This is a genomic window from Enterococcus sp. DIV1083b (assembly GCF_051713705.1).
GTDB classification, from domain to species: Bacteria; Bacillota; Bacilli; order Lactobacillales; family Enterococcaceae; genus Enterococcus_D; species Enterococcus_D casseliflavus.
In genome coordinates, this window is the sequence record NZ_JBIOQJ010000001.1 from 2,135,940 (window position 1) to 2,158,555 (window position 22,616).

At 41.5% G+C, this 22,616-nt stretch carries 25 protein-coding genes and 1 pseudogene; 8 read left to right on the forward strand and 18 right to left on the reverse strand.

Features of this window, described 5'->3' with window-relative positions; genetic code table 11:
• Positions 1–65: 65 nt before the first annotated feature.
• Entirely contained in the window at positions 66–488 is a 423-nt protein-coding gene (gene rplK, locus IGI69_RS09865; protein ID WP_005229787.1) for a 50S ribosomal protein L11, read from the reverse strand.
• 319 nt (positions 489–807) lie between these two features.
• Between rplK and sdaAB the strand changes: the two genes are divergently transcribed.
• Both sdaAB and sdaAA read left to right on the forward strand, forming a co-directional pair.
• Positions 808–1,473: an L-serine ammonia-lyase, iron-sulfur-dependent subunit beta gene (gene sdaAB, locus IGI69_RS09870; protein ID WP_005229781.1), complete on the forward strand. Its 666-nt coding sequence runs from the start codon at positions 808–810 to the stop codon at positions 1,471–1,473.
• Between the two features lie 14 nt (positions 1,474–1,487).
• Positions 1,488–2,360 carry an L-serine ammonia-lyase, iron-sulfur-dependent, subunit alpha gene (gene sdaAA, locus IGI69_RS09875; RefSeq protein WP_010749448.1) on the forward strand — a complete coding sequence of 291 codons (873 nt, stop codon included), beginning with the start codon at positions 1,488–1,490 and terminating at the stop codon, positions 2,358–2,360.
• Positions 2,361–2,512: 152 nt separating this feature from the next.
• Here the strand turns inward: sdaAA and IGI69_RS09880 are convergent, their stop codons facing one another.
• The 4 genes from IGI69_RS09880 to rpmG all read right to left on the reverse strand — a co-directional run bounded on the left by IGI69_RS09880 (position 2,513) and on the right by rpmG (position 5,128).
• Complete coding sequence (locus IGI69_RS09880) at positions 2,513–4,003, reverse strand: DUF1576 domain-containing protein (protein ID WP_015509956.1); 1,491 nt, start codon at positions 4,001–4,003, stop codon at positions 2,513–2,515.
• 128 nt (positions 4,004–4,131) lie between these two features.
• The gene (gene nusG, locus IGI69_RS09885) at positions 4,132–4,674 is read right to left on the reverse strand and encodes a transcription termination/antitermination protein NusG (protein ID WP_005229769.1); all 543 of its coding nucleotides are present in this window, start codon (positions 4,672–4,674) and stop codon (positions 4,132–4,134) included.
• Positions 4,675–4,792: 118 nt separating this feature from the next.
• Entirely contained in the window at positions 4,793–4,963 is a 171-nt protein-coding gene (gene secE, locus IGI69_RS09890) for a preprotein translocase subunit SecE (RefSeq protein WP_005229766.1), read from the reverse strand.
• A gap of 12 nt (positions 4,964–4,975) precedes the next feature.
• On the reverse strand, positions 4,976–5,128 hold the full coding sequence (gene rpmG / locus IGI69_RS09895; protein WP_005229764.1) for a 50S ribosomal protein L33: 153 nt from the start codon (positions 5,126–5,128) through the stop codon (positions 4,976–4,978).
• A 155-nt stretch (positions 5,129–5,283) separates the two neighbouring features.
• Here rpmG and cbpA point away from each other — a divergent pair, with 155 nt between their 5' ends.
• Positions 5,284–5,922 carry a cyclic di-AMP binding protein CbpA gene (gene cbpA, locus IGI69_RS09900; RefSeq protein WP_005229762.1) on the forward strand — a complete coding sequence of 213 codons (639 nt, stop codon included), beginning with the start codon at positions 5,284–5,286 and terminating at the stop codon, positions 5,920–5,922.
• A gap of 84 nt (positions 5,923–6,006) precedes the next feature.
• Here the strand turns inward: cbpA and IGI69_RS09905 are convergent, their stop codons facing one another.
• The gene (locus IGI69_RS09905) at positions 6,007–6,516 is read right to left on the reverse strand and encodes a QueT transporter family protein (protein ID WP_005229760.1); all 510 of its coding nucleotides are present in this window, start codon (positions 6,514–6,516) and stop codon (positions 6,007–6,009) included.
• A gap of 506 nt (positions 6,517–7,022) precedes the next feature.
• Here IGI69_RS09905 and IGI69_RS09910 point away from each other — a divergent pair.
• The gene (locus IGI69_RS09910; RefSeq protein WP_142968240.1) at positions 7,023–7,475 is read left to right on the forward strand and encodes a hypothetical protein; all 453 of its coding nucleotides are present in this window, start codon (positions 7,023–7,025) and stop codon (positions 7,473–7,475) included.
• 174 nt (positions 7,476–7,649) lie between these two features.
• Here IGI69_RS09910 and IGI69_RS09915 read toward each other — a convergent pair whose 3' ends face one another.
• The 3 genes and pseudogenes from IGI69_RS09915 to IGI69_RS09925 all read right to left on the reverse strand — a co-directional run bounded on the left by IGI69_RS09915 (position 7,650) and on the right by IGI69_RS09925 (position 8,348).
• Positions 7,650–8,033, reverse strand: coding sequence for a sunset domain-containing protein (locus IGI69_RS09915; protein WP_081343849.1), 384 nt, complete (start codon positions 8,031–8,033; stop codon positions 7,650–7,652).
• Positions 8,013–8,069, reverse strand: a pseudogene (locus IGI69_RS09920) (hypothetical protein); the annotation flags it as partial. The gene IGI69_RS09915 and the pseudogene IGI69_RS09920, both read right to left, overlap by 21 nt.
• A 21-nt stretch (positions 8,070–8,090) precedes the next feature.
• Complete coding sequence (locus IGI69_RS09925) at positions 8,091–8,348, reverse strand: hypothetical protein (RefSeq protein ID WP_074535166.1); 258 nt, start codon at positions 8,346–8,348, stop codon at positions 8,091–8,093.
• Between the two features lie 390 nt (positions 8,349–8,738).
• Between IGI69_RS09925 and IGI69_RS09930 the strand changes: the two genes are divergently transcribed.
• Positions 8,739–9,266, forward strand: coding sequence for an FUSC family protein (locus tag IGI69_RS09930; RefSeq protein WP_074535165.1), 528 nt, complete (start codon positions 8,739–8,741; stop codon positions 9,264–9,266).
• A 60-nt stretch (positions 9,267–9,326) separates the two neighbouring features.
• On the opposite strand, the gene bsh is transcribed toward IGI69_RS09930, so the two are convergent.
• On the reverse strand, positions 9,327–10,301 hold the full coding sequence (gene bsh, locus IGI69_RS09935) for a choloylglycine hydrolase (protein WP_121261033.1): 975 nt from the start codon (positions 10,299–10,301) through the stop codon (positions 9,327–9,329).
• A gap of 646 nt (positions 10,302–10,947) precedes the next feature.
• On the opposite strand from bsh, the gene IGI69_RS09940 reads away from it, so the two are divergent.
• A complete protein-coding gene (locus IGI69_RS09940; RefSeq protein WP_121261031.1) occupies positions 10,948–11,919 on the forward strand; it encodes a diacylglycerol/lipid kinase family protein in 972 nt (323 codons plus the stop codon).
• A gap of 53 nt (positions 11,920–11,972) precedes the next feature.
• Here the strand turns inward: IGI69_RS09940 and IGI69_RS09945 are convergent, their stop codons facing one another.
• From IGI69_RS09945 to IGI69_RS09955, 3 genes are read right to left on the reverse strand one after another with little or no spacing between them, the layout of a single operon-like run.
• Positions 11,973–13,145, reverse strand: coding sequence for an ABC transporter permease (locus tag IGI69_RS09945; RefSeq protein WP_016610845.1), 1,173 nt, complete (start codon positions 13,143–13,145; stop codon positions 11,973–11,975).
• Positions 13,132–14,277: an ABC transporter permease gene (locus IGI69_RS09950; protein WP_121261029.1), complete on the reverse strand. Its 1,146-nt coding sequence runs from the start codon at positions 14,275–14,277 to the stop codon at positions 13,132–13,134. The genes IGI69_RS09945 and IGI69_RS09950 overlap by 14 nt, the downstream gene beginning before the upstream one ends.
• A 14-nt stretch (positions 14,278–14,291) precedes the next feature.
• Positions 14,292–15,224 (reverse strand): ABC transporter ATP-binding protein, encoded by a 933-nt coding sequence (locus IGI69_RS09955; protein WP_015509966.1) that lies wholly within the window; start codon positions 15,222–15,224, stop codon positions 14,292–14,294.
• An 86-nt stretch (positions 15,225–15,310) separates the two neighbouring features.
• On the opposite strand from IGI69_RS09955, the gene IGI69_RS09960 reads away from it, so the two are divergent.
• The gene (locus IGI69_RS09960) at positions 15,311–16,420 is read left to right on the forward strand and encodes a sensor histidine kinase (protein WP_438741523.1); all 1,110 of its coding nucleotides are present in this window, start codon (positions 15,311–15,313) and stop codon (positions 16,418–16,420) included.
• Positions 16,417–17,040 carry a response regulator transcription factor gene (locus IGI69_RS09965; RefSeq protein ID WP_438740689.1) on the forward strand — a complete coding sequence of 208 codons (624 nt, stop codon included), beginning with the start codon at positions 16,417–16,419 and terminating at the stop codon, positions 17,038–17,040. The genes IGI69_RS09960 and IGI69_RS09965 overlap by 4 nt, the downstream gene beginning before the upstream one ends.
• Positions 17,041–17,143: 103 nt before the next feature.
• Here IGI69_RS09965 and IGI69_RS09970 read toward each other — a convergent pair whose 3' ends face one another.
• The 5 genes from IGI69_RS09970 to IGI69_RS09990 form a co-directional block, all read right to left on the reverse strand.
• The gene (locus tag IGI69_RS09970; protein ID WP_005229738.1) at positions 17,144–17,371 is read right to left on the reverse strand and encodes a hypothetical protein; all 228 of its coding nucleotides are present in this window, start codon (positions 17,369–17,371) and stop codon (positions 17,144–17,146) included.
• Between the two features lie 101 nt (positions 17,372–17,472).
• Complete coding sequence (gene recD2 / locus IGI69_RS09975) at positions 17,473–20,127, reverse strand: SF1B family DNA helicase RecD2 (protein ID WP_438740692.1); 2,655 nt, start codon at positions 20,125–20,127, stop codon at positions 17,473–17,475.
• Between the two features lie 20 nt (positions 20,128–20,147).
• The gene (locus tag IGI69_RS09980; RefSeq protein ID WP_142968244.1) at positions 20,148–20,801 is read right to left on the reverse strand and encodes a histidine phosphatase family protein; all 654 of its coding nucleotides are present in this window, start codon (positions 20,799–20,801) and stop codon (positions 20,148–20,150) included.
• A gap of 17 nt (positions 20,802–20,818) precedes the next feature.
• Positions 20,819–21,322 carry a tRNA (uridine(34)/cytosine(34)/5-carboxymethylaminomethyluridine(34)-2'-O)-methyltransferase TrmL gene (gene trmL, locus IGI69_RS09985; protein WP_005229727.1) on the reverse strand — a complete coding sequence of 168 codons (504 nt, stop codon included), beginning with the start codon at positions 21,320–21,322 and terminating at the stop codon, positions 20,819–20,821.
• 353 nt (positions 21,323–21,675) lie between these two features.
• Positions 21,676–22,518: a methyltransferase domain-containing protein gene (locus IGI69_RS09990; protein ID WP_005229724.1), complete on the reverse strand. Its 843-nt coding sequence runs from the start codon at positions 22,516–22,518 to the stop codon at positions 21,676–21,678.
• Positions 22,519–22,616: the final 98 nt, after the last annotated feature.

Sequence of the window (22,616 nt, forward strand, 5' to 3'; positions counted from 1 at the left end):
CCTCCCACGTGTCCCATATTTTTCAATATGAAGCCGACTGAGAAGCTACTTCCTTAGGGCTGTAATTATTCTACAGTGATCCCCATGCTTCGTGCAGTTCCTTCAACCATGCGCATTGCTGCTTCAACGTCAGCTGCGTTTAGGTCTTCCATTTTCAATTCAGCGATTTCTTTTACTTGATCGCGTGAAACTTTTGCAACTTTTGTTTTGTTTGGTTCGCCTGAACCTTTTTCAACGTTTGCTGCTTTTTTCAACAATACTGCTGCTGGTGGTGTTTTTGTAACGAAAGTAAATGAGCGGTCTTCGTATACAGAGATCACTACTGGAATGATCAAACCTGCTTGATCAGCTGTACGAGCATTGAATTCTTTAGTGAATCCCATGATGTTGATACCCGCTTGACCTAGCGCAGGACCTACCGGTGGAGCTGGTGTTGCTTTACCTGCAGGAATTTGCAATTTAACGATTTTTTCTACTTTTTTTGCCACGAGACATACCTCCTTGAGTCCGTGATGTGGTTAATTGGAGATCCAAATTTCTCCTCCCACTTTGGTGATTCATGTGCACACACAAAAAACGTGTGACGAAAGCACACTGGAATATTATAGCATCTTTAAGGAATAATTCAAGGTTTTTCAGCTGATTTTTTTGAAAAAATACTCACCATCGCTTTTCGTCATTCCTTTGATAAAAAAATAAATAAAAATCCCTTGCTTTTGGTCTGCTTTTTTCATTCTCTCATTTTTTTATGCTACACTACTACTGGAATTCTTCCCTATTCGTTTACTACTATCGAGGTGAAAAAAAATGGAACAATTAAAATACCGCAGTGTATTTGATATAATCGGTCCCATCATGGTGGGTCCCAGCAGTTCTCATACAGCCGGTGCGGCTCGGATCGGAAAAATCGTTCGCAGTATTTTTGGCGAACAGCCAGACAGTGTTGATATCCTTTTGTATGAATCGTTTGCCAAAACCTATCGCGGTCATGGAACCGATATTGCGTTAGTTGGCGGTCTTTTAGGCATGGAGCCAGATGATGCTCGCCTAGCAGACTCTTTAAAAATCGCTTATGAGAAAGGGATCGAAGTCCTATTCGTTCCTAAAAAAGAAAAAGCGGAACATCCAAATATGGTCAAGATGATTTTGACAAAAGGTAGCCACAAACTTTCTGTCACTGGTATCTCGATCGGTGGTGGTAATATTCAAATTTCAGAGCTTAACGGCTTCAAAATTTCTCTGACGCTGGGTACGCCAACTTATGTGATCGTTCATCAAGATGTTCCAGGAATGATTGCAAAAGTAACCAATTTACTATCAGAGGCTCAAATCAATATCGGTACGATGACCGTAACAAGAGAAGCTGTCGGTGATAAAGCAATCATGATCATCGAAGTCGATCAGCGCAATGATCAGCTGGCGCAACAAATCAAAGTTTTGCCACACGTTTACAGCGCTGCGTATTTTGATTAAAGGAGAAAAGGCACATGTTCTATACAATAGAAGAATTAGTAACAGAGAGTAAAAATTATCCTTCCGTTGCAGAGATGATGATTGCGATCGAAGCTGAAAATACTGGCCGTAGTCGCGAACAGATCCTTGCAATCATGGAAAAGAATTTAGTTGTTATGGAACAATCAGTCGCTGAAGGTGTCGCTGGTGTAAAATCGGTGACGGGATTGACCGGCGGCGATGCGACACGCATGAACGACTACCTTGCTGCCGGTGATTTTTTAAGCGGAGAAACCATTCTACAAGCGGTCCAAAATGCCATTGCAGTCAACGAAGTCAATGCGAAAATGGGCTTGATCTGTGCAACACCGACCGCCGGTAGTGCGGGTGTTGTTTCTGGTGTCTTGATGGCCGTACGTGAACGTTTGGCACTGACTCGAGCGCAACAAGTCGACTTTTTGTTTACAGCCGGCGCCTTTGGTCTAGTGATTGCCAACAATGCCTCGATTTCTGGAGCCGAAGGCGGTTGTCAAGCGGAGATCGGTTCTGCTAGCGCAATGGCAGCGGCAGCTTTGGTTTGTGCAAAAGGTGGCACCCCTCACCAAGCGGCTCAAGCGGTGGCGATCACCCTCAAAAATATGATGGGCTTGATTTGTGACCCTGTCGCGGGCTTAGTCGAAGTCCCATGCGTGAAGCGCAATGCCCTGGGATCTTCCCAAGCCTTTATCTCTGCCGACATGGCACTGGCAGGAATCGAAAGTGTTATCCCACCTGATGAAGTGGTCTTAGCGATGTATCAAGTCGGTCGCCAAATGCCTAGCATTTTCAAGGAAACGGCTGAAGGCGGTCTAGCCATGACACCGACTGCCCAACGCTTGCAGGCAGAAATCTTAGAAGCCAATCGTTGATTTTTTTAGAAACGAACACGAATAACAACCAACCAAGAACAACCAATCGTTGCTTGTTCTTGGTTGGTTTTCATTTTCCCATGATTTCCAGCGACGAAAAGACAAGTAATCCACACTTGTTAAACAAGTAACAAACGACATTGGCGGTTTTTCTACTCCCACTCGCCTAACCTATAGTGTTTCTTTTGGGCAACGGGTTTTAATACCTTCACAGGCTCGGAAAATTTAGGTTTCCCTTCTGTTTGATCCAACGTGACCAATGGCTGCTCGCTTTCTTGTGCTTTCAAGTCCATTTGTGGTTTTTCTTCCTGGGTAGCTTGTGCCTGATCGGCTGATTTTTGCCAGAGCTGTTTGCTGAGATCCAATAAGGGAATGATCATCATGGCGACGAGCCCGCCAGAAAAACCATTGTTATACAGATTCAAACCTCCATGTAAGAAATCAATATTCAGTACCATTGAGGCGTGGACAAAACCGACCACCAAGCCGCCTTTCCAGCCATAGGCATTCGTTACTGCACAGAGCATCATCGCAAAAATCGCTGACGTGACTGTAACCGTCTCGTTGATGGTGTATACGCTCAATAGATTGGCGATCGTCACCCCTGCCAATAAAGGCAGCGAGTTAAACACATGAGAGCCACAAGCAGAAAAGCCGATGACACAAAAGATCGCACCGATAACTGGTCCATTTAAAACCGCTCCAATACTGACAACGTAAGCCACTAACAAGAATGTCATTAACCCCATATTGATCATCGTATTATAAACGCCAGTATCCCTTAAAATATCTCGCTCGATTTTGCCACTATGCGACCAAATCGCTCGCATATTCAATCGTTTTTTCTTGATCGCCATCAACAAGCCATAGCCGACGAATACCCCTCCTAAAACCAGCATCATAAAAATCAATCGAGGTTGCTGCTCTTGAGATACTAATGTTCTTAGCTCGATCGTCAAGCCAAACATTCGGCAGATGGCAGCGACCAGTGTACATAGCATCCCTGAAGTAAATCCCGCACTGTATAGACTGACGCTTTGAAACAGCGCTTGAAAGTATAAGGCCATAGGAACCATCAAAAAACCGGTGAAGATCCCAATGCCATACCCCATCACTAGACTAAAGTATGGTGGTAAGGAATCATTGAAAGCAAAATAGCTGACGATTGGGGAAACCGATGACCCATAGAGGGCGATCAACAGAAATTTTTTCAATGGTTCGTTCATAAAATACGAATACAGTCGAACGCCTAAAAATATTGGGATAAAATTAAGGAGATTTTTTCCAAAAAAACCATAGCCAGTCACCATGAAGATCGCAGAGACTGCACCGCCCGTGATCGGTACCCGATAGTGATAGCAAATCGAGATCGCTACAAAGGTCATCAGACTGCTATTTAACAAAGCCGTCCCTACCGAGGTCATGGCAATATAATCGGTGACTAAATGACTTTCCGAAAACAAAATCAACTTGAGCTCTTCGATTGCCACCATTGGATCAAAAAACAACATAGCAAAGAAAAATAGCAGCAAATTGAAAAGAAATAACAAGCTATATCCATTATGTACAGAGATCATCCCTTTACCATGGGGATGAAAATCATTGTGAAACTTTACTCTAAAAAAAGTGACTAGTTTTGACATAGGACCCCTTCCTCTTATAAAGCGCTTACTTATTTTGAGAAAAAAAGTGGGCCAACGAATTGGTCCACTTTATTCTCATTACTGTTATTTTACCGTAAAAGAGTCATTCTTGCTAGTGAATCCAGTAGTTAAATCTTATCTACTTGCTCAAAATCAAGTTCTGTACTCGTTTCACGACCGAACATATCGATGTTCACTTTTAGTTTTTGTTTTTCTTCATCGATTTCTGCTACTTGTCCTTCTAGACCAGAAAACGCACCTTCGATGATTTTGACGGTTTCGCCAATTTCTACTTCCAGTTCAACTGTCCGAGTGCTCATACCGATCGAACGTAAAATTGAATTGATTTCTTCTTGTAATAAAGGCGCTGGCTTGCTTCCTGCACCATGGGAACCAACGAAACCTGTTACCCCAGGAGTATTACGTACAACGTACCAAGATTCATCCGTCATGACCATTTCAACTAATACATAGCCAGGAAATGTTTTATGAACGATTTCTTTGGTTTTGCCGTTTTTTTCTTCTGTTTCTACTTCTTCGGGAACGACGACACGGAAAATATAATCACCCATACCCATGCTTTGTGCACGTGACTCTAGGTTCGCTTTTACTTTGTTTTCATAGCCAGAATACGTATGCAGTACATACCAATTTTTTTCAAAAGATTCCATTTTTTTCGGACTCCCCATCTTTTTGTAAAATAAAAAAACCTCAGCTGCACCGAAGTTTTTCCTCAAAGCGATTATAGCATGATTTGCGATAAATGACTAGCGCTATCAGTAAGAAGTCTTACTTTAGGATCCAATTGAAGACTGTTTGAATCAGTGTGTCCATCACAAAGAACATCAATGCAAAAATAATGGTTGTTTGAATCACCACAAAGGTATCTTTACGTAATTGCTTTTTCGATGGCCAAGAAACGTTTTTCATTTCTTCAACAACATTTTTCAAAAATTTCATTTGATTCCCTCCTTACTTCGTTTCACGATGCAACGTATATTGATTACAATACTTGCAAAATTTGTTGATTTCAAGGCGTTCGCCTTTTTTACCTTCACTGACTGATTTTGAATAGTTGCGGGATCCGCAGACAGAACAAGCCAAAGCAGCTTTTTTTGTTGCCATCTTAGTGTCCTCCCCCTTTTTATAAAGTTTTCCAACACTAAAAATACCATTTATTTAAGAATGTGTCAATTTTTGATTTTCTGTCGTAAAAATATAGTTTCTTCTAATTTTGTGGTATGATAATGGTGTTAAATGGGTATTTGGGAGGGAAAATTATGTTATTAAAAACAATGGTTTACAAAAAACGCGATTTAACAACGGTAAAAGAAACAGCTACTTTAGAAGAAGCGCTGGCAATTTTGGAAGAATCTGGTTATCGTTGTGTGCCTATCCTAGATGAATCAGGCAAGATTTTCAGAGGAAATATTTATAAAATGCACATTTATCGCCACAAAGCAAACGGCGGCGACATGACTTTGCCAGTCACTTATCTACTAAAAAATGCGACCAAATTTATTTATGTCAATTCTTCTTTCTTTAACGTTTTCTTCACGATCAAAGAATTGCCTTATATTGCTGTATTAGATGAAAACAATCAATTTTATGGCATCTTGACACACAGTTCTTTGTTGAACATGTTGTCACAGTCATGGAGTGTTGAGCAAGGAAGCTATGTGTTGACGATCGCATCAACTGGTCAACAAGGCGACTTAGCAGTCATCGCAAAAATAATCGCAAAATACAGCAGTATTGCCAGCTGTATCACACTGGATATCGGTAAAGATGAATTTATCCGTCGTACGATGATCACTTTACCAGCGAACACATCAAAAGAATTATGCGACAAGATCGTTTCTCAACTGGAAGCAAAAAATTTCAAAGTTGTGGAGATCGAAGACCTAAAAGCAGAATAAAATAAAAGATCATTCCTAAGAAAGAAAGGAATGATCTTTTTTCTTGTTTTTTGAGAACCATCAAAGCAAAAAACAAGATTTTTTTTAAACGCGCTTATCGAAACGAACGGCACGATTGATGATATACATCACAGGTGCAGTGATCGTCATCACGATAAATTCACTCAATGCCGTTGTTGCAAAGGTTGGCCAGAAAGGTAATGCTAAGGTGATGTTTAGCATAATCGCAATCAGGAACATGCTTAATGAAAAAACAATTGTATTAAATGCGAGTCTTAAGAAAACATTTGGAATCTTCTTATGTACCAAGGCAGTTGCTCCTAAGGCTAAAAAGCTTCCGAAACCGCCGAATACGACATCCAAGATCCCCATTCCAAAGAACAAGTTATACACAACGACCCCACCGACGACACCCCACATCAATTTTCTGTTGAAAACGACTAAGTGATTCAACCCTTCAGATATTCTGAATTGAATCGCTCCTGAGGCGACTGGTGCGACCAGAACCGTTACAGCAACATAAAGTGCCATAATGATCCCATTGGCTGCGACGACACGCAAACGTTGATTGGTTAGATTTGTTGATTTTTCCATTTGATCCCTACTTTCTCCGAGTTTTGATTACGCGGGATGGTTGATGAACCGCGGTGCGCTTCGCACAAGTACTTATTATACACATTAATAGCCATATATCAATGTTAAACCAGCCAAATCCTTTTCTAAATCACCTTAAAAGCTTTTTCTAAGTCAAGTTTCTCACCGATTGCCATTCATTCAGTGCTTCTTTATTCTACTTAAACAAGCTAGTCACGGCTCATGGGGTAGCTTTTCTTTTCGGCTTCCAATAAAAGCATACTTTTGGAAAGCAAACTCAATGAGAAATACTCTTGCAAAGCCTACGCTTACTAATAAAAAAGTACCGCTAGTCATGCTGATCTTTCAGATAGCAAAACTAAAAAAAAGAAGGGAGAGAAGCACTTGTAATCGATGTCGCAAATCACGTGATGGATAATCATATTTTTTTACTTTAACGAGGTACGCAATAAATATGTTACAATATACTCAAATAAACAAAAATAAAAAGGTGAAAAGTTGTAATAATGAAAAAAATAGCGATCAGCTTAATAACTCTCCTTCTGATGGTCATAGCTGTTGGTTGTGGAAATGGTAATGGTAATGAAAATATCACAAAAGAAGACTTACAAAAAAATGACTGGCTTATTGAGATAGATGATGATGATGGTGAGTATGCAGTGATGACAGCCACATTTAGTGAAACGAATCTTACTATTGGTACCGATAATAGCTCGCTACAATCAGAAGAAGATGATGAACTGGAAGAGCTTGGAGTAGCTTTTGATGGGGTAGTCTGGGAAGAATTCGAGTATACCTACAACTATACCCTTGAAGACAATCAGCTAGTGATGCAAGATCCAGAATATGAAACTGAGATGTCCTACTTCTTCCTTGAAAGAGATGGTAAAAATATTATTTTTACATTTATTGAAGGAATGAACGATGAAGATGGTAGCTTTGTGCTGAAACCTCGCTAAAAAAAGGATCAGCCTATAAAGCGGGCAGCCAGTAAACTTACTTTGTGAATCCTCATATCTAGCAAAAAATACTATGGAATAAAAAACTCCTTTCCCGCTGAGGTGAAGGAATTGTTTATAGTGATCGAACCAGTTTCAAGTGCCCGATTGTGTACACATTGACTGAGTCTTTCTCTATTTAGCTGGTCGAAAGCCCGCTTTGTAAGCTTCCACCTCTGTCTTGAACATACGAATCGGACTGGTCGTTTTCTTATAGTATTGACTGCCCGGCAGGTGATAAATCTTTTGTTTTGACCCTTTGATCAACCCTTTGCCCCGTTTATCTACATATTTTTTTCGTCCATCTCGAAAGCCATTATTCGTCGTTCCAGGTGCTTTCCCACCTTTTTTTACCAGCTTAATCTGAATTGCTTCCAATTGAAAGCCAAAGCCAGAAGTTCCTGAGGACTGCCCGTTTTTTGCCCAGCCCATCCAGCCAAATTGTTGTGCATTGACTCGATAATAGACATCATAATATTTAGCGATCTCACCGGTAAGTTTGATTTGGATCGCTTCCAAACGTTGCCCCTTACCGCTTGTACCAGATAGCGCACCATTTTTTCTAAAAGATTTTTCTCATCCTTGTTTCTGAATGGATGTTTTATATTCAATACTTCCTTTATATTTTTCGTTTGTAATTTTTATTTTGATTGCTTCAAGTCGCTTCCCTTTTCCTGTAGTCCCTGACGTCTGAGCGTTTGTTTTCCATGATTGCCACCCTTGAGACTGGACATTCGTTTGATAGCTCACGCTCGGTGAAGAAGCAGCGAAAACTGTCACTGGAAAAACAACAAAACCAAGTAAGAAAACAAGTAATACAGAAACTTTTTTCATTTTATCCCATCCTTATTTTTGATTATCTCAATATAATATCTAAAAAACAAACTTTTTATAAACAATAAGTAGTTTTTTATCAAAACAACTTATATAAATGATAACAGGACTGAAAAATCAAAAGAAGGATCACTCATGGAAATGGAAAGGAGCTTTAAACGAGGAATGCGAAAATCAATTCATTTTAAGTTAGGTTTACTTATTGTATTCCTTTCAATACTCAAAGTTGATAAGTGCATAGGATAAAACTAGCTTTTCGACTACTGGTAGAATTTACCTCTCAACGCACGATGAAAGAATCGTTGTTCATTTTTCTGAAAATCTAAAATATGAGTGCTTGCGATATGGTATAATCTATTTCGTTGAAATTGTTTTGAGAGGATGGCATGATTGAAATTATTTGGATTGACCTTTGGCTTAAGAAATGTAAAAACTGGCATTAGCGTATTTCTATGTATTTTGATTAGTTTTCTTTTGAATCGTGAAACGTATGTTGTATCGACGATCACAGCTGTTTTCACATTACGAGAAGACCATGAAAACACTGTCAAATACGGGAAACATCGGATTGCCGGCAACAGCTTTGGCGCAATCGCTTCCGTGTTTTGTATTGCGATATTTAACTTTTTCGGACATTCGTCCGTTATACAAATCATTGCGATCCCTTTAGTGATCATGTTGATGATCGCTTTATTGGTCAAATTTGATTACTCCGAGGGAACAGTTGGCGCCTGTGCCACACTATTGACGATTTTATTTATGATTCCTCAAACTGAATCATACTTGTATGCCTTTAATCGGATTATTGACAGCTTCATAGGCATGACGATCGCCATACTGGTGAATCGCTTTTTCCCATTTCCCAATAAACGCACTGCACAAACGAAGGCAACACCGAGTCAGAGCGATTCGGTTTGAAACAAAGCAGAAAAAGAACCCCATCTCAAAACGGCATTGAGATGGGGTTTTAAAAATGGATCAGTTACTGAAAAATACTTGTTGGTCTTCAACTAATGGATAAGCGATCGGTACATTGCCTTCCAAATCTTCTTTATTCATATCGACTGCAACGATTTGACTATTTTCATACGTACGATAGTAATAGATCCCTTTATCTGTATTGCAGCAAGAAGTATAAATCGTGTATTCATAGTTTTCATTTCCAATATCACATAGTCCTTTTTGCTGTTCGACAGAACCTAGAATATGGAAAAACTGACTAATGCTTTCGGATTCAGATTCTCCAGAAACGGAATTCAATCGGGTAAATGCCGCTTTGACAAAACGAGACATCGAAGAAAGATCTCCTGGAAGACCTAAGCCCCCCATTCCACGACTGTACTCATCAAAATCCAGCTTGTCAGAAAAATGCGTTTCTGGTGTTTTCGATGATAACACACGGTAGTTATTCAAATTGAATAACTGGTAGTTAAATGGCGGATTATTCGTTAAGACCCCGACCGGATTTTCATGAATATGAAGACCATCACTCATACTCTCAACAACGATGGCGCTCTTTTTATCAGCAATCATCCAATGCAATGGCGATAATGGTAGTTCTTCACTAAAATTGATCTTTACCAGATTAACCTTCGCCAACAGGGCTTTTGCCTCTTCCACGGTAGCGCATTGTCCTAGTATCCATGGGATGAATTCAAAAGGCGTGACATTTTCTTTCCCCTCTTGAAACTCATTGTATACAGCATTTTCTGGAAAATTCAAACCAGCGATACCTAAGCCTTTTTCGTTGACCGCATCATAATAGAGTGGGTATTCAGCGACTCCAGCAGCAATCCCGATCATCGCATAATGGTGATCTATTTCACTTACTTTGCGAAATTTCAATTGATAATTTCTCGGAGTAATGGTCACCACTTCTTTATAAGAAATATCGTAATCAAAATTTCTGCCAAAATAATGATCCTTCGTTACATACGTTAGCGCAGTACACATCCTAATTCCTCCTAAAATAAGTTTTTTACACCTTTAATTTACTCCTATCGCATTTTTTTAACAAGTGAAACGGAAGCAGTATTAATAAAAAGATAATTAGACACTCTATAATTATTTTAATATGAACTAAAATTCAAATAAATTTTCAACCTAAATGCCTGCCTTCTCACAGTTTGCACACTTCGGGAACACTTGGACGACAGCTTCCGAATTTGGTGCGAAAAGAGGAAGTTTATTTTTTTCTTTACCTTTCATTTAGAAAGTTTAAAATTCTCTAAAAAGCACAAAACAAACGTTGTAAGCGATTGCCAAAACAGGAAAACCTGCTATACTGTAAGTGTAAGGAGCAAGGATTCCCAGTAAAGCAGACGAAGCAGGTTCTGCAAGAAAAGAATTGTTGTCAACTTAGAATAAAAGACAAAGGATGTGGGAATTTGAGTTACTCCTTACTAATTGAATAGGATTCGGCGATGGGCATCGTTACCTGAGGATCAAAGTGGACATAAGAACCTTTGAGAACCTAGAAAGCACAATCGTCGAATCTATTTTTTTGCTCTTTTTTTCAGGCATCGTCCCCCCTCCTTCTGTCGAAACATGCTATAATTAATCGCATTGAACGAAAAAACGATATGGAGCTATTCATAAAATGAACTATTATTATCACTTCCTCGTGAACCCTGTCTCAGGCAGTGGACGAGGAAAAAAAGCGGTGGAACGTGTGCAAAAAATCGTAAAAAAACATCGTTTCCCCCATCAAGTCTATTTAACAAAGTCTCCAGGTGATGAACGAACGATTACACGAAAACTCTTAAAAGAGCGCCTCATTCCTTGGGATGAGGTCTATTTAGAAAACGGCGAGATGCTTTATCCATTATTGGTGGTTATCGGCGGTGATGGAACGTTGCACCAAGTAGTATCAGAGTTACAACTTGAACAACAACAAATCCCCGTTGCCTATATCCCTGCTGGTTCAGGAAATGATTTTGCTCGGAGTATCGAGTTGCCGCGGGAACCAGAAAAAGCATTTTGGAAAATTGCTGGTACTACTAAGCCTCAAGAATTGACCATTATCCGTTATGAGGAGCAGATCCAAGAAGAAAATGGCATTGCTCTTAATAATGTCGGAATTGGTCTTGATGCGGCAATCGTCTATACCACCAATCACTCTGTGGCAAAAAGCAATCTAAATAAGTTTAATCTTGGCTCCTTTTCCTATATCGCTGCGATTATTCGGGTTTTGTTTCGCCAAAAAGGCTTCCCGATCTTAGTTGAGTGCAATGGGCAGCAGTTCAGTTACAAAAAAGCTTTTTTATGTACCACGACCAATCATCCTTACTTTGGCGGCGGTGTGGCGATTGCCCCAACTGCTTCAGTCAAAGAGAAAAAGTTTGATTTCGTTCTTGTCGAACGTGTGTCGCTTTTTAAGATTTTTTGGCTGATCGGCTTACTGATGCGAAAGAAACACATGAATTCACGTTACTTTCACCATCTTTCCACTTCGAAGCTGAGAATCATCTCCACCGTTCCTCAACATGGACAAGAAGATGGCGAGGAAATGGGGCAACGCCCCTTTGATATTACCTTTACCACGGCTTCACAATTATTCTGGTGCCCATAAAAAAACGATACAAATCGCTGCTGATTTGTATCGTTTTTCTATCCGTTCGATCATTAATTTTTCGCCGAGTGGTATTGCCAACGACGGCTTCCTTCTCTTCCCAAAATAAATTGGAGCATTGAAAACACGGCAGCAAAAGCGACTAGTACGAAGCCATTGAACCAAAAGGATTCTGTGAACGCTTGATTATAAGTGAGGGTTTCACTGATCAATGTATTGTTTTGTACAAACCAATAGGTTGGCGTAAACGCTGCAATTTTATTGACGATATCTGGCAGGAAATTCGCGGATACAAAGACACCACCGACAAAACAACTTCCTGTTATGAAGATATTGCTGATCCCACCGATTGCTTCTGAGTTTTTCACCAGGGAAGTGACACAAGCTGAAAAGCTGATAACTGGCAATAAAAACAAGAACGTATTCAAAATGTGGTACCAGGCTGCTGTATCCCAAGACGTGCGAATCACTAATAGCACCATCAGTAGTAGAAAGCCGAAGGTCAAGAGTAGCGAGTAGCTGATCAAACTTAGAAGGATTTTCCGCTGCAATACACGCTTCGGAAGTGGTGCACTCTGGTTTCGCTTGCTGATTTCTTTGCGATTGAATGCCAAGTTGATCACACCAAACCCGCTAAATACCGAGAGAAAGAGCCCATAAGACAATAAGTTAAAGGTCATGCCAGTCAACAGTTTTTTCATTCGCTGCCCATACTCTGCACTCAGCTTCACATCCCCTGTGACCGCCAGTGCAGATTGCGCTTGTTCTATTGCCGCTGCGACGGTTTTGCCTTCCTCCTGAAACAAAAGGACTGTTTGTAAAAAAGTGTTCACTTGCTGAGTGACGACTGTTTTAGAAAAGGCATCGGGTCGACTTTGAATCTCGATCGTCGGCATCTTGCCTGCCTCAACTTGATGAGTGAAATCTGCTGGCACATGCAAGACGATGTTTACACGATTAAAATAAAGCGCATCATCAATTTGTTTTTGCGAGGTGCCATCCAACGTGACCAAGGTTTGCTTTTCTTTTAAATAGGCTCGGAGACCATCCACGACAGGCGACTCCTCCTCACTGATCAAAGCAATTTTTGCCTCTTGCAAAGAGGTGTTTTCGACATCGATGCTTTGTGCATAAAAGAATGTGACAACAACAGTGATCAATACCCCAATCAGTAAGTTCGACTTATTTGCTTTAAGCAAAGTCCAAATCGTTTTATAAAGCGTCATAGCGCACCCCTCTTTCGATCCAAGCATTCCCGATGGCAAATAGGACGATAAAGCCAGTCAGCCATAGAAGATTGGTATAAAAGCTAGTCAAATCTGTATAGTAGTACAATTGATACAGGCTTTCACTGATCAAATTGACGAGATTCACTTGCCCCAACAGTGGCACATGCAGATCAAGCCAATACTTGATTTGTTCCGAGCCCATCATCCCGGCAAAAAAGCTCATTGCCATCGTCACGGAGACCAAAATTCCGTCCTTTTGCACCAAATTCATTTTTGGTGTCAGATTCCCAATCAATGTCCCTAGCAAAATCGCACACAATGATCCTAATGCGGCAACCAGCAGTAACCACTGCCAACGTTCGCCGAAGTCTACTTGATAGACAAAACGAAAGACGGCTAAGATAAGATAGATTTCGACTAACACAATCGTAAAACTTGCCGCTAAATTCGCACTTGAAACCAATGTCCGTTTCCTTGGTATCAAGGAAAGCCGAATACCATTCGCGGATTGATTGGCTTGCTGATCCTGGACATTGCGGACACCCCACATCGTCCCGTAGAGGATCGCCATCCCGATCAACGTAAAGAAATAGAAACTTTTGAAACTCATGTCACGATCAGCATTCACTTCTTGAAAAGTCGCTTCCTGCTCAAAAGCCGATAGAATTGGTGCCAGATCAAGGCTCTCAAGTTCTGCCGCTTTACTAGCAATGATTGCTGTGCGTTGTAAAAATTGATCCATTACATTTTTCATCAACGACTGGCTCATGCCCGCTTGGCCCACATGCAGAGAAATGGTTTCATCATCAATCAGATAATACCCAGCTAAATCACCGGCAGTCAGCTTCTCAGCTGCCTCTGCCTCTTGTAATTCCTCGAGTTCAAATAATGGTTTTTCATTGATTTTTACTTGTTCAAGGACGGTGGAAAAATTTTCCGAAAGCGCTGATTGATCTCCAGTCTTTACGATCCCCGTTGTGATCGTTTCTAGATTGCCCGCTTGATCGATCTCCCCGAAGGCAGCCATAAACATTAGACCTAAGAGGATAGGAAACGCCAACGTCCAAAATAGCATGGATTTATTTCGCAGCAACACTTTTGTGCGGTATTTATAAAAATGCCAAAACATTGTGATTCCCTCCTTTAGTCTCTCAATTCCTTGCCCGTGATCTCTAAAAAGACATCATTCAAGGTGGCTTCTTTGGTTGCAATTTTTCCATAAGTGATATGCTCTGCTTGTAAGAGCGTCAGAATCGGTAATAAAACTGTATTCAGCTCCGTCGTTGTTACTTCAAGCTGACCGTTTTTATAGGCGATCCCATCAGAAGCAATGGTTTGCTGAATCGTTGTCAATACAGGCTCAGGCAGTAAGGGGATATCGATGGTCAAACGATCCGCTGTCCGTACCATATCTTTTAGAGATTCTTTGGTTCCTTTAGCAATCACCTGTCCTTGATCCATAATCACGATCTGGTCACAAAGAATCTCCACCTCTTCCATGTAATGGGTCGTATAAACAATCGTCGCTCCTTGACGATTCAGTTCTTTGATACTTTCTAAAATTTTGTTCCGACTTTGAGGATCGACCGCTACCGTGGGTTCATCTAAAAAGATCAAGCGCGGCTTATGAGCGATCCCGCAGGCGATATTCAATCGTCGCTTCAACCCACCGCTGAGCTCGCCTGGGTGAAACGTCACAAAATTTTCCAATCCCACTAATTGAATCACTTCTTCGATCAAGGCTTGGCGTTTCTGTTTGTCAGCAACATATAAACCGCAAAAGTAATCGATATTTTCTTGCACACTAAGTTCTTCAAAGACGGCAACATCTTGAGGAACGACGCCAATCATTGCCTTGACGGCATAATTTTCCGGCGTCATGATTGATCCAAACAGTTTAATGGTCCCTTTGTCATAATTTAACAAAGAGAGCATACAGTTGATGGCGGTGGATTTTCCGCTCCCGTTTGGTCCCAATAATCCTAAAACTTCTCCTTCTTGAACTTGCAGATCAAAATGGTTCAATGCCACAAAATCACCATAGCGTTTTACTAATTTATCAATTTCGATAATCATGATGAAAAACTCCTTCCAAATTTCTTGTTAATCTGACTATAATAAAGTTCAAGGAAAGAAACTAGTGACGATTGGCTAAACCAACCATGACATTTGTCACAATGAAGGAGTCTCCTATGACGAACTATCGACCACTCACCGAAGCGGGCTTTTTCCTCGCTATCTCATTGTTCTTATTGGTAAACCAAGGATTTGTTGCTGTGCAAGTCATCTATCTGCTGATCGCTGTTTTATTTACTGGCGTCAGTTATTTGCTGCCTAAGAAACCAAGCTGGTTTTTTCAAGTTATTCTGTTGCTGCTATGTGCCTTTTGGCCAGCGCTTGCCCTCTTTTTGCCCGCAATGATGCGGGTGATCGCTCCAAAAGAAAGACAAGATGATGGTTTATTCCTATTAGGTTTTTTGTTGATTTCGACGGTTGGCAACCATTCACCCACTGAGCTCGCCTTTATCATCCTGCTACTGCTTTTCGCTTTTTATTTACGAAAAAAAGAGCAGCGAATGATCGATCTTGAGAAAAAATATATTGCTTCAAAAGATACCCATTGGGAAAAGCAGCAGCAGTTATCGGAACAAAACAAAGCATTAGCCCTGTCACAAGAGACAAAATTAGCCTTACAAATCGCGGAAGAACGAAATCGAATCGCGCGAGATATCCATGACAATGTCGGCCATCTACTTTCGAGTGCCATTTTACAAATTGGTGCGCTTGAAATGATCAATCAAGAGCCGAAATTAAATGTGCCGTTAGCAAATTTGAGTGCAACGGTTCACACTGGGATGGATCGCATTCGGCAAAGTGTTCATGATCTCCATGAAACCTCGATTTCTTTTCCGCAGGCCATAGAGTTTATGATTGCTGATTTCCCCTCTTCCGTAACGATTGAAGGAAACTTGTTTGAAGGATTGAGCGAAGCACAGCAAAACTGTTTCTTAATGGTCATCAAAGAAGCCTTGACCAACAGCATCAAACACAGTCATGCCAAAACCGTTGTCGTGCATTTTCGCACGTTGCCCGCCTTTTACCGTTTGCAGATCACCAACGAGGACGTCAATTCACCCCAAACTGCAAACAGCGGAATCGGTCTAAAAACGATGCGTCAACGGGTCCAGGAGCTACAAGGTCAAGTTCATATTTTGCAAGAAAACCAACGCTTTCAGTTGACGATCATTTTACCAAAGGAGGAACACCAATGATTACTGTAGTCATTATTGATGATGACCCGTTCGTGACGACCTCGTTACAAACCATTCTTGAAAGCACAGAAGAGATTCAGGTGTTGGATATCGGTCATTGTGCCAAAGACGCCATTGCTCTTTACGAAGCCCATCGTCCTGACGTTTTGTTGACCGACATCCGTATGCCGGAACAAACTGGGATCGCTGCTGCCAAAGAAATACTGGCTAAATTTCCCCAAGCGATCCTCTTGCTTTTGACCACCTTCAAAGATCAAGAATACATTCGTGAAGCCTTTTCTATCGGTGTCAAAGGATATTTGATCAAACAGAACCTGCAAGCGATCATCCCTTCTGTCAAAGCCGCATACAATGGGCAAGTCGTGTTTGGGAATGAGATCGTCGGGACCTTCACGCAAATGATGAAGAACCAACCAGCGATAGATAATCAAGCATCTTTTAGCGAACGTGAACTTGCGATCATCAAAGAAGTAGCAGCGGGTAAAAATAATAAAGAAATCGCTGATGCCTTGTATTTGAGTGATGGAACCATTCGTAATTACATCAGTCAATTACTAGAAAAGCTGGAGTTGCGGGATCGCACGCAATTAGCGATCTATTATTATCAGCATTTACAGTAAACCTCATCGATTGCAAAAAAGCCTGAAGAATGCGAAGCTGCATTCTTCAGGCTTTTTGTTTTCTACTCGATTATCCGACTGTCATAGTATTTTTGTGGACAAGCTATGGATTTCCAGGACTGCCAGGATTCGTTGGGTTATTCGGTGTGTTAGGCGGAAAAATCGGCGCCTTATCTAACGTTTTTTCTAACCCTGATTCTTCCCGATCGCCTCGTTCTGACTCAGGACTTTCATCCAATTTGAATTCTTTTTCCATCTCATCTAATTTTTTAAAGTCGTTGCCAGATTCTTTTGCTAATTTTGCTAATTTATCTTCGGTTTCTTTCGCCATAACGTAACGCCTCCTTTTGATTTTAGCTTAGCATAAGAAGCTAAAAAACCAAAAGAAAGCGCTCACTAACGACCCTTTTTTAGTATTTTCTCATCTTTGAATCAACCATTTTTTGCGGGCATAAAGTCGTATGGAGAACAATCCTTCATGCCAATCATTGGATCCACTAAATGCTTTTTGACCATCGTTAAGGTCAATACACCATCGTTTGGCGTTTCTTCGATGAGTGCTTCTTCCCCCGTAGTCCCTTCACTTAGAACCTTATCCCCTGAAAGAGGCTTTGCCATTTCTGTCTGATTTGATGCTGACGGTTCCGTCTCGGCAAAAGCAAACAAATCAAGCCCACTATCTGAGGTCTTTTCTACCGCTTGCTTGTTAGCACTAACTTCAGTGCTGGATTGCTCCTTTATCTTCGTCGAAGACGTTTTTACTTTCGTGTCAACAGAGGAATCCTCATAAAATGGATCATCCGCTTCTTCAAATTGGGCCAATTTTGCTCGTTGTAACGGCGTCATTTTTTCTGTGCCATTGATGCGTTCTTTCAGCGTCGTTAAACGAGTCGCAGATTCGTGGTTGACACAAGTTTGGTACGCTTGTGGTTCACCAAGTAAAATCAGCATCTCTTTGCTACGGGTCACAGCAGTATATAGCAAATTGCGCTGCAGCATGCGTTGGTATTGATGAACCATCGGCAAAATAACCATTTGAAATTCACTGCCTTGAGATTTATGGATCGAACAACAGTAGGATAACGTGATCTTGTTCCATTCATTCCGCTTATAGGTCACTTCGTTGGCATCAAATTGAATGACCAGCTCGTCGACCTTGTCTTCCGACTGTTTGGCTAGAGTGATCCCAACGATTTGGCCCATATCGCCATTAAACACGTTATCTTCAGGAGAGTTTACCAACTGCAAGACCTTATCTCCGATACGATACACCGTATCATTGAAGGTCACCTCTTTTTTGGTCCCATCATTGGGGTTAAAGATCTCTTGCATCATTTTATTAAGGGCATCGATACCCGCTGCCCCACGATACATCGGTGCCAACACTTGAATATCTTGCGGCGTGTAGCCTTTGTCTTTTGCCCGTTTCACGATCTGAGCGATCAACGGTTCGATTTTGTAAGCATCACACGCAAAGAAAGAACGATCTTTTTGGTTTTGTGTAAAATCTGCAGGCAGCTGCCCGTTTTTTATGGCATGGGCGAGTGGAATAATACTTGACCCATCGCCTTGGCGGTAGATCTCCGTCAATTCTTGTTTCGGGATCGCATTGATCGCTAGCAAGTCATGAAGAACTTGTCCTGGCCCCACAGAAGGAAGCTGATCTTTATCCCCCACAAAAATCACTTGCATGTTCGTAGGAATCGACTTAAAGAGGGTATTCGCCAGCCATGTATCCACCATAGACATCTCATCGACGATCAGTAAGCCGCCTTCTAATTCTTTTGGACTGATCGATGGCGCTTTTTCACGTCCGTTCAAGCCTAACAAACGATGGATCGTACCACTTGGCAAGCCAGTCGTTTCGTTCATTCGTTTGGCGGCTCGACCAGTCGGTGCTGCCAAGAGAATCGGAAAGGTTTCGTCGCTGTATTTTGATGGCTCTAAGTCCAAATCGTTCAACTCAGCAAACAATTGTACGATCCCATTGATCACCGTCGTTTTCCCAGTACCAGGTCCTCCTGTCAAAATAAACAATGGCGAACGAATGGCTTCTTTGATTGCTTCTTCTTGCGAAGACCCATAGGTGATTCCTAAATGCTTCTCAATTTTTCGCAGCGTTTTGCTGATTGTTTTCTCAGGATACACGATCTCTTTTTTGCGAGAAAGCAAGCGTTCGATGGAACTAGCGATTCCCCACTCAGAAAAGTACAAACTGTTTTCATATAAACGAGTTTCTTCTTGCTGGATTTTTCCTTCTTCCACTAATTGAATGATCGTTGATGCCAGGTCGTCTGGCGCGATCTCAATAGGTCGACTCGTCTCTAATAAACGCAGTGTCTGCTCTAACAAGTCCTGGGCGTGGATAAAGGTATTACCCGTCTGCAAGGACTGGGCAAAGATCTGATGCAAGACCGCCGCTCGAAACCGTTGCGGTGACGATGCTTCGATCCCTAGTTGCTCAGCGATGCCATCTGCACGTTTAAAGCCAATGCCTTCAATGTCTTCCACCAGCTGATAAGGATTTTCTTCGATAATTTCTAATGCTTCATTTTTGTAGGCTTGGTAGATTGCAAAAGAAAGCTGACTACCAAAACCATAACGGCTCAAGCCAACGATCACTTGATCCATCCCATGATTTTGCCGAACGGTATCTAAAATCATTTTTTGCTTACTTTCATTCAATCCTGGAATCTGCTCCAACAATGTTGGTTCTTCCAGCATCCGGTCGATCGCTTCTTCTCCTAAAAGATCAACGATTTTTTCAGCGGTCTTCTTGCCGATCCCAGGAAATTTTTCTCCAGAAAGATAGGCGATCAACCCTTGTTCAGAGGTTGGTTGTTCTTGTTGGTAGCTTTCGGCCTTCAACTGGACGCCATACTTGGGATGATTGACCAGCTCACCAAAAAACCGATACTTTTCCTCTTCTTGGATTTCGCCGAAACTACCAGTAACGACGATCTCCGAGTCTTTGTAGTCGGCATTATTCTCAGTGACTTTAACTAATAGTACTTTATAAAAATTGCTGGGATTCTGGAAAAAGATGGCGGCAACATGGCCGACAAAAAACGTTCTTTCTGGAATCATGGTGCCGCTCCTTTCATGGTTTACAATAAAGCGTCTAATCCTGCCTGATTGCTTAAAAAGCTTGCTTCATTCCAAAGTTTTAGTTTAAAAGGCAATACTTTTTGTTCATTCGTCTCTAATAAGCTAACGCTGTTATTGACTAATCCACCTTGCTCTCTTAATTCGGCTAATGGTTTGCCTGCAAGCCACTGGATAGCAGCCGTAAAGGATGCTCCATGACCGACGAACAATAATGGGCCTTCATGCTGCATCACCGCATCCATGACGACGGTCTCGATTCGGCTCAATGTTTCTTGGATCGGCTCACCTTTAAAGGCACTGGGATCGTATCTATCCAAGTGATTACGCAAATCAGTCAGTTGTTGGGGATACTTCTCATGCATTTCATCGATGGACCGACCTTCCAATTCACCGAGTCCGATTTCTCGCAGGTTCTCATTATAAATGATTTCAACAGGGTGTTGGAGTCTTGCTTGGATCTCTTGGGCAGTCACTTTTGCTCGCAAAGATGTACTTGAGTAAATCTTCTCAAAAGGAATAGCTGCCAGATAATCACCGAGTAATTTGATCTCGTCATAACTTTCTGGCAATAACGGCGAATCCCCCAGCATTCCTTGAAAGCGGCGTGCTTGGTTCCACTCTGTTTTTCCGTGACGGGTAAAGTATAATTGCATCGAAAAAGCCTCGCTTCTTAGTCTAATTTGTCGTTCTCGTAATGATGCGTCAATTCCAACTCTGGGAAGCCTTGCTGCCGCAAAACTTCATAAATGATCAACGCAGCCGTATTTGAAAGATTAAGGGAACGAACGTGCTCATCATTCATCGGAATCCGCAAGCATTTTTCGGCATGCTCTCGCATAAAGCTTTCTGGAAGCCCCGTCGTTTCTTTCCCAAAAATGAAGAACTGATCGTCATCTGCGGTGTAATCGACATCAGAATACACTCGATTAGCAAATTTCGAGATCAGGTACAACGGACGCGCTCCTAAAAAGTCCATAAAAGCAGCTAAATCTTTATGATAGGTAATATTGACATCATGCCAATAATCAAGCCCAGCACGCTTCAATTGCTTGTCATCCGTTGAAAAGCCTAAAGGCTCGATTAAGTGTAAATGAGTATTTGTTGCTGCACACGTCCGTGCAATATTCCCCGTATTGGCTGGGATCTGAGGTTCAAAAAGAACGATGTGATTCATAGATAAAAACTCCTTTCGATCGGTTACTGCCGATCGGTTCTCGCATTGATTTGTGTCGTTAAACGTTACGTTTTCCATTGCATGCTCAGTAACTACTTCAATAACTTCTATAGTACCATATTTTGGCACGCTTGTTTTTCTAGAAACAACATTTTTTGGGCGCTTTTTTGGGCATAAAAAAAACGTACCAACTCGGTGTCGATCACTGCGAGTCGTTACGTTAGTGAAGCTCTTTTCACTAACTTTTATCAGAACAGGAACCTGATAAAAACCAATGAAAAATGACTTGAGAACAATATATCACTCCCATGGCATGATTGCAAGAGTAAATAACAAAAAAGTTCAAAATATTTTCAGGAAATTTTCGCAATCAACACCTCAACATCAACCGTAATCTGTGTCAAAGGGGTTTGTCGCAGCTTTTCTTTGCGTTCCTCCGAAGCCCCCCACTCTAACGGGGACATGGCAAGTAAATCTTGACGATTTTCTTCAGGGATCGCAAAAACATGCGTCACTCTTTGACGGGATGCGTTGGGATAGTGTTCAAAAAATTTGCTAACGACCCGTTCATTCGAATACTGCTGTTTTGTTTCGTTATCAGGATAAAAAGCGGCTCGTAGCTCTTTTAAATAGTCCGCCGCAGGAACCACTTTGATCAGCTGTCCGCCTTTTCTTAGAATGCGGTTAAACTCCCCATAATTTGACGGCGAAAATAGATTGAAAATCGTATCAAAGCTCGCTTCAGCAAACGGCAGGTTGGTCAGATCCGCCACACACCAAAAAGCTGGTACGTTTTGATTGGTTGCTAGATAGACTCCGTCCTTGGCAATATCAAAGCCGACAGCCGCCTGAGTCTTTTCATTGACCAGCTGAGCCAGAAAACTGCCTTCACCGCAGCCAACATCTAAAAGATGCTTAGCATCTCCCAAAGCTGCTTTGATGGTCTCAAGGACTGGTGCATACATGCCGCTAGCGATCATTCGTTGACGCGGCAAAAACAGTGCTTGATCATAATCTGCTTTGACTTGATGATCCAAAAAGAAAAGTGTGCCTTTCTTTGATAAGTCAAATCGATGACGATTTGGACAAACCAAGCCATTTTCGGTCGGGAAAAATGCTTGGCGGCACAATGGACATTCAAACAAGTGATAATGGGCGTTTAAAAATAGGCGCCCGCGATCGATTTTTTTTAACATTCAACTTCCCTCATCTCTGCTCTACTTTAGCATATTCTTGTGGTAGAATGCTAGTGGATAGAATAACAAATCAATTGAACACCCATCAAATGGAGGTA

What these genes read in the sequence shown, in the direction of transcription:
- IGI69_RS09910 (WP_142968240.1), top strand. Translation starts at nt 7,023, where the DNA reads ATGAAAAAAATAGCGATCAGCTTAATAACTCTCCTTCTGATGGTCATA.
- IGI69_RS09980 (WP_142968244.1), bottom strand. Translation starts at nt 20,801, where the DNA reads ATGCAATTATACTTTACCCGTCACGGAAAAACAGAGTGGAACCAAGCA.
- bsh (WP_121261033.1), bottom strand. Translation starts at nt 10,301, where the DNA reads ATGTGTACTGCGCTAACGTATGTAACGAAGGATCATTATTTTGGCAGA.
- IGI69_RS09950 (WP_121261029.1), bottom strand. Translation starts at nt 14,277, where the DNA reads ATGTTTTGGCATTTTTATAAATACCGCACAAAAGTGTTGCTGCGAAAT.
- recD2 (WP_438740692.1), bottom strand. Translation starts at nt 20,127, where the DNA reads ATGATTCCAGAAAGAACGTTTTTTGTCGGCCATGTTGCCGCCATCTTT.
- IGI69_RS09960 (WP_438741523.1), top strand. Translation starts at nt 15,311, where the DNA reads ATGACATTTGTCACAATGAAGGAGTCTCCTATGACGAACTATCGACCA.
- IGI69_RS09925 (WP_074535166.1), bottom strand. Translation starts at nt 8,348, where the DNA reads ATGAAAAAAGTTTCTGTATTACTTGTTTTCTTACTTGGTTTTGTTGTT.
- IGI69_RS09945 (WP_016610845.1), bottom strand. Translation starts at nt 13,145, where the DNA reads ATGACGCTTTATAAAACGATTTGGACTTTGCTTAAAGCAAATAAGTCG.
- sdaAB (WP_005229781.1), top strand. Translation starts at nt 808, where the DNA reads ATGGAACAATTAAAATACCGCAGTGTATTTGATATAATCGGTCCCATC.
- sdaAA (WP_010749448.1), top strand. Translation starts at nt 1,488, where the DNA reads ATGTTCTATACAATAGAAGAATTAGTAACAGAGAGTAAAAATTATCCT.
- IGI69_RS09940 (WP_121261031.1), top strand. Translation starts at nt 10,948, where the DNA reads ATGAACTATTATTATCACTTCCTCGTGAACCCTGTCTCAGGCAGTGGA.
- IGI69_RS09970 (WP_005229738.1), bottom strand. Translation starts at nt 17,371, where the DNA reads ATGGCGAAAGAAACCGAAGATAAATTAGCAAAATTAGCAAAAGAATCT.
- IGI69_RS09955 (WP_015509966.1), bottom strand. Translation starts at nt 15,224, where the DNA reads ATGATTATCGAAATTGATAAATTAGTAAAACGCTATGGTGATTTTGTG.
- IGI69_RS09880 (WP_015509956.1), bottom strand. Translation starts at nt 4,003, where the DNA reads ATGTCAAAACTAGTCACTTTTTTTAGAGTAAAGTTTCACAATGATTTT.
- IGI69_RS09990 (WP_005229724.1), bottom strand. Translation starts at nt 22,518, where the DNA reads ATGTTAAAAAAAATCGATCGCGGGCGCCTATTTTTAAACGCCCATTAT.
- IGI69_RS09965 (WP_438740689.1), top strand. Translation starts at nt 16,417, where the DNA reads ATGATTACTGTAGTCATTATTGATGATGACCCGTTCGTGACGACCTCG.
- IGI69_RS09905 (WP_005229760.1), bottom strand. Translation starts at nt 6,516, where the DNA reads ATGGAAAAATCAACAAATCTAACCAATCAACGTTTGCGTGTCGTCGCA.
- nusG (WP_005229769.1), bottom strand. Translation starts at nt 4,674, where the DNA reads ATGGAATCTTTTGAAAAAAATTGGTATGTACTGCATACGTATTCTGGC.
- secE (WP_005229766.1), bottom strand. Translation starts at nt 4,963, where the DNA reads ATGAAATTTTTGAAAAATGTTGTTGAAGAAATGAAAAACGTTTCTTGG.
- cbpA (WP_005229762.1), top strand. Translation starts at nt 5,284, where the DNA reads ATGTTATTAAAAACAATGGTTTACAAAAAACGCGATTTAACAACGGTA.
- trmL (WP_005229727.1), bottom strand. Translation starts at nt 21,322, where the DNA reads ATGAATCACATCGTTCTTTTTGAACCTCAGATCCCAGCCAATACGGGG.
- rpmG (WP_005229764.1), bottom strand. Translation starts at nt 5,128, where the DNA reads ATGGCAACAAAAAAAGCTGCTTTGGCTTGTTCTGTCTGCGGATCCCGC.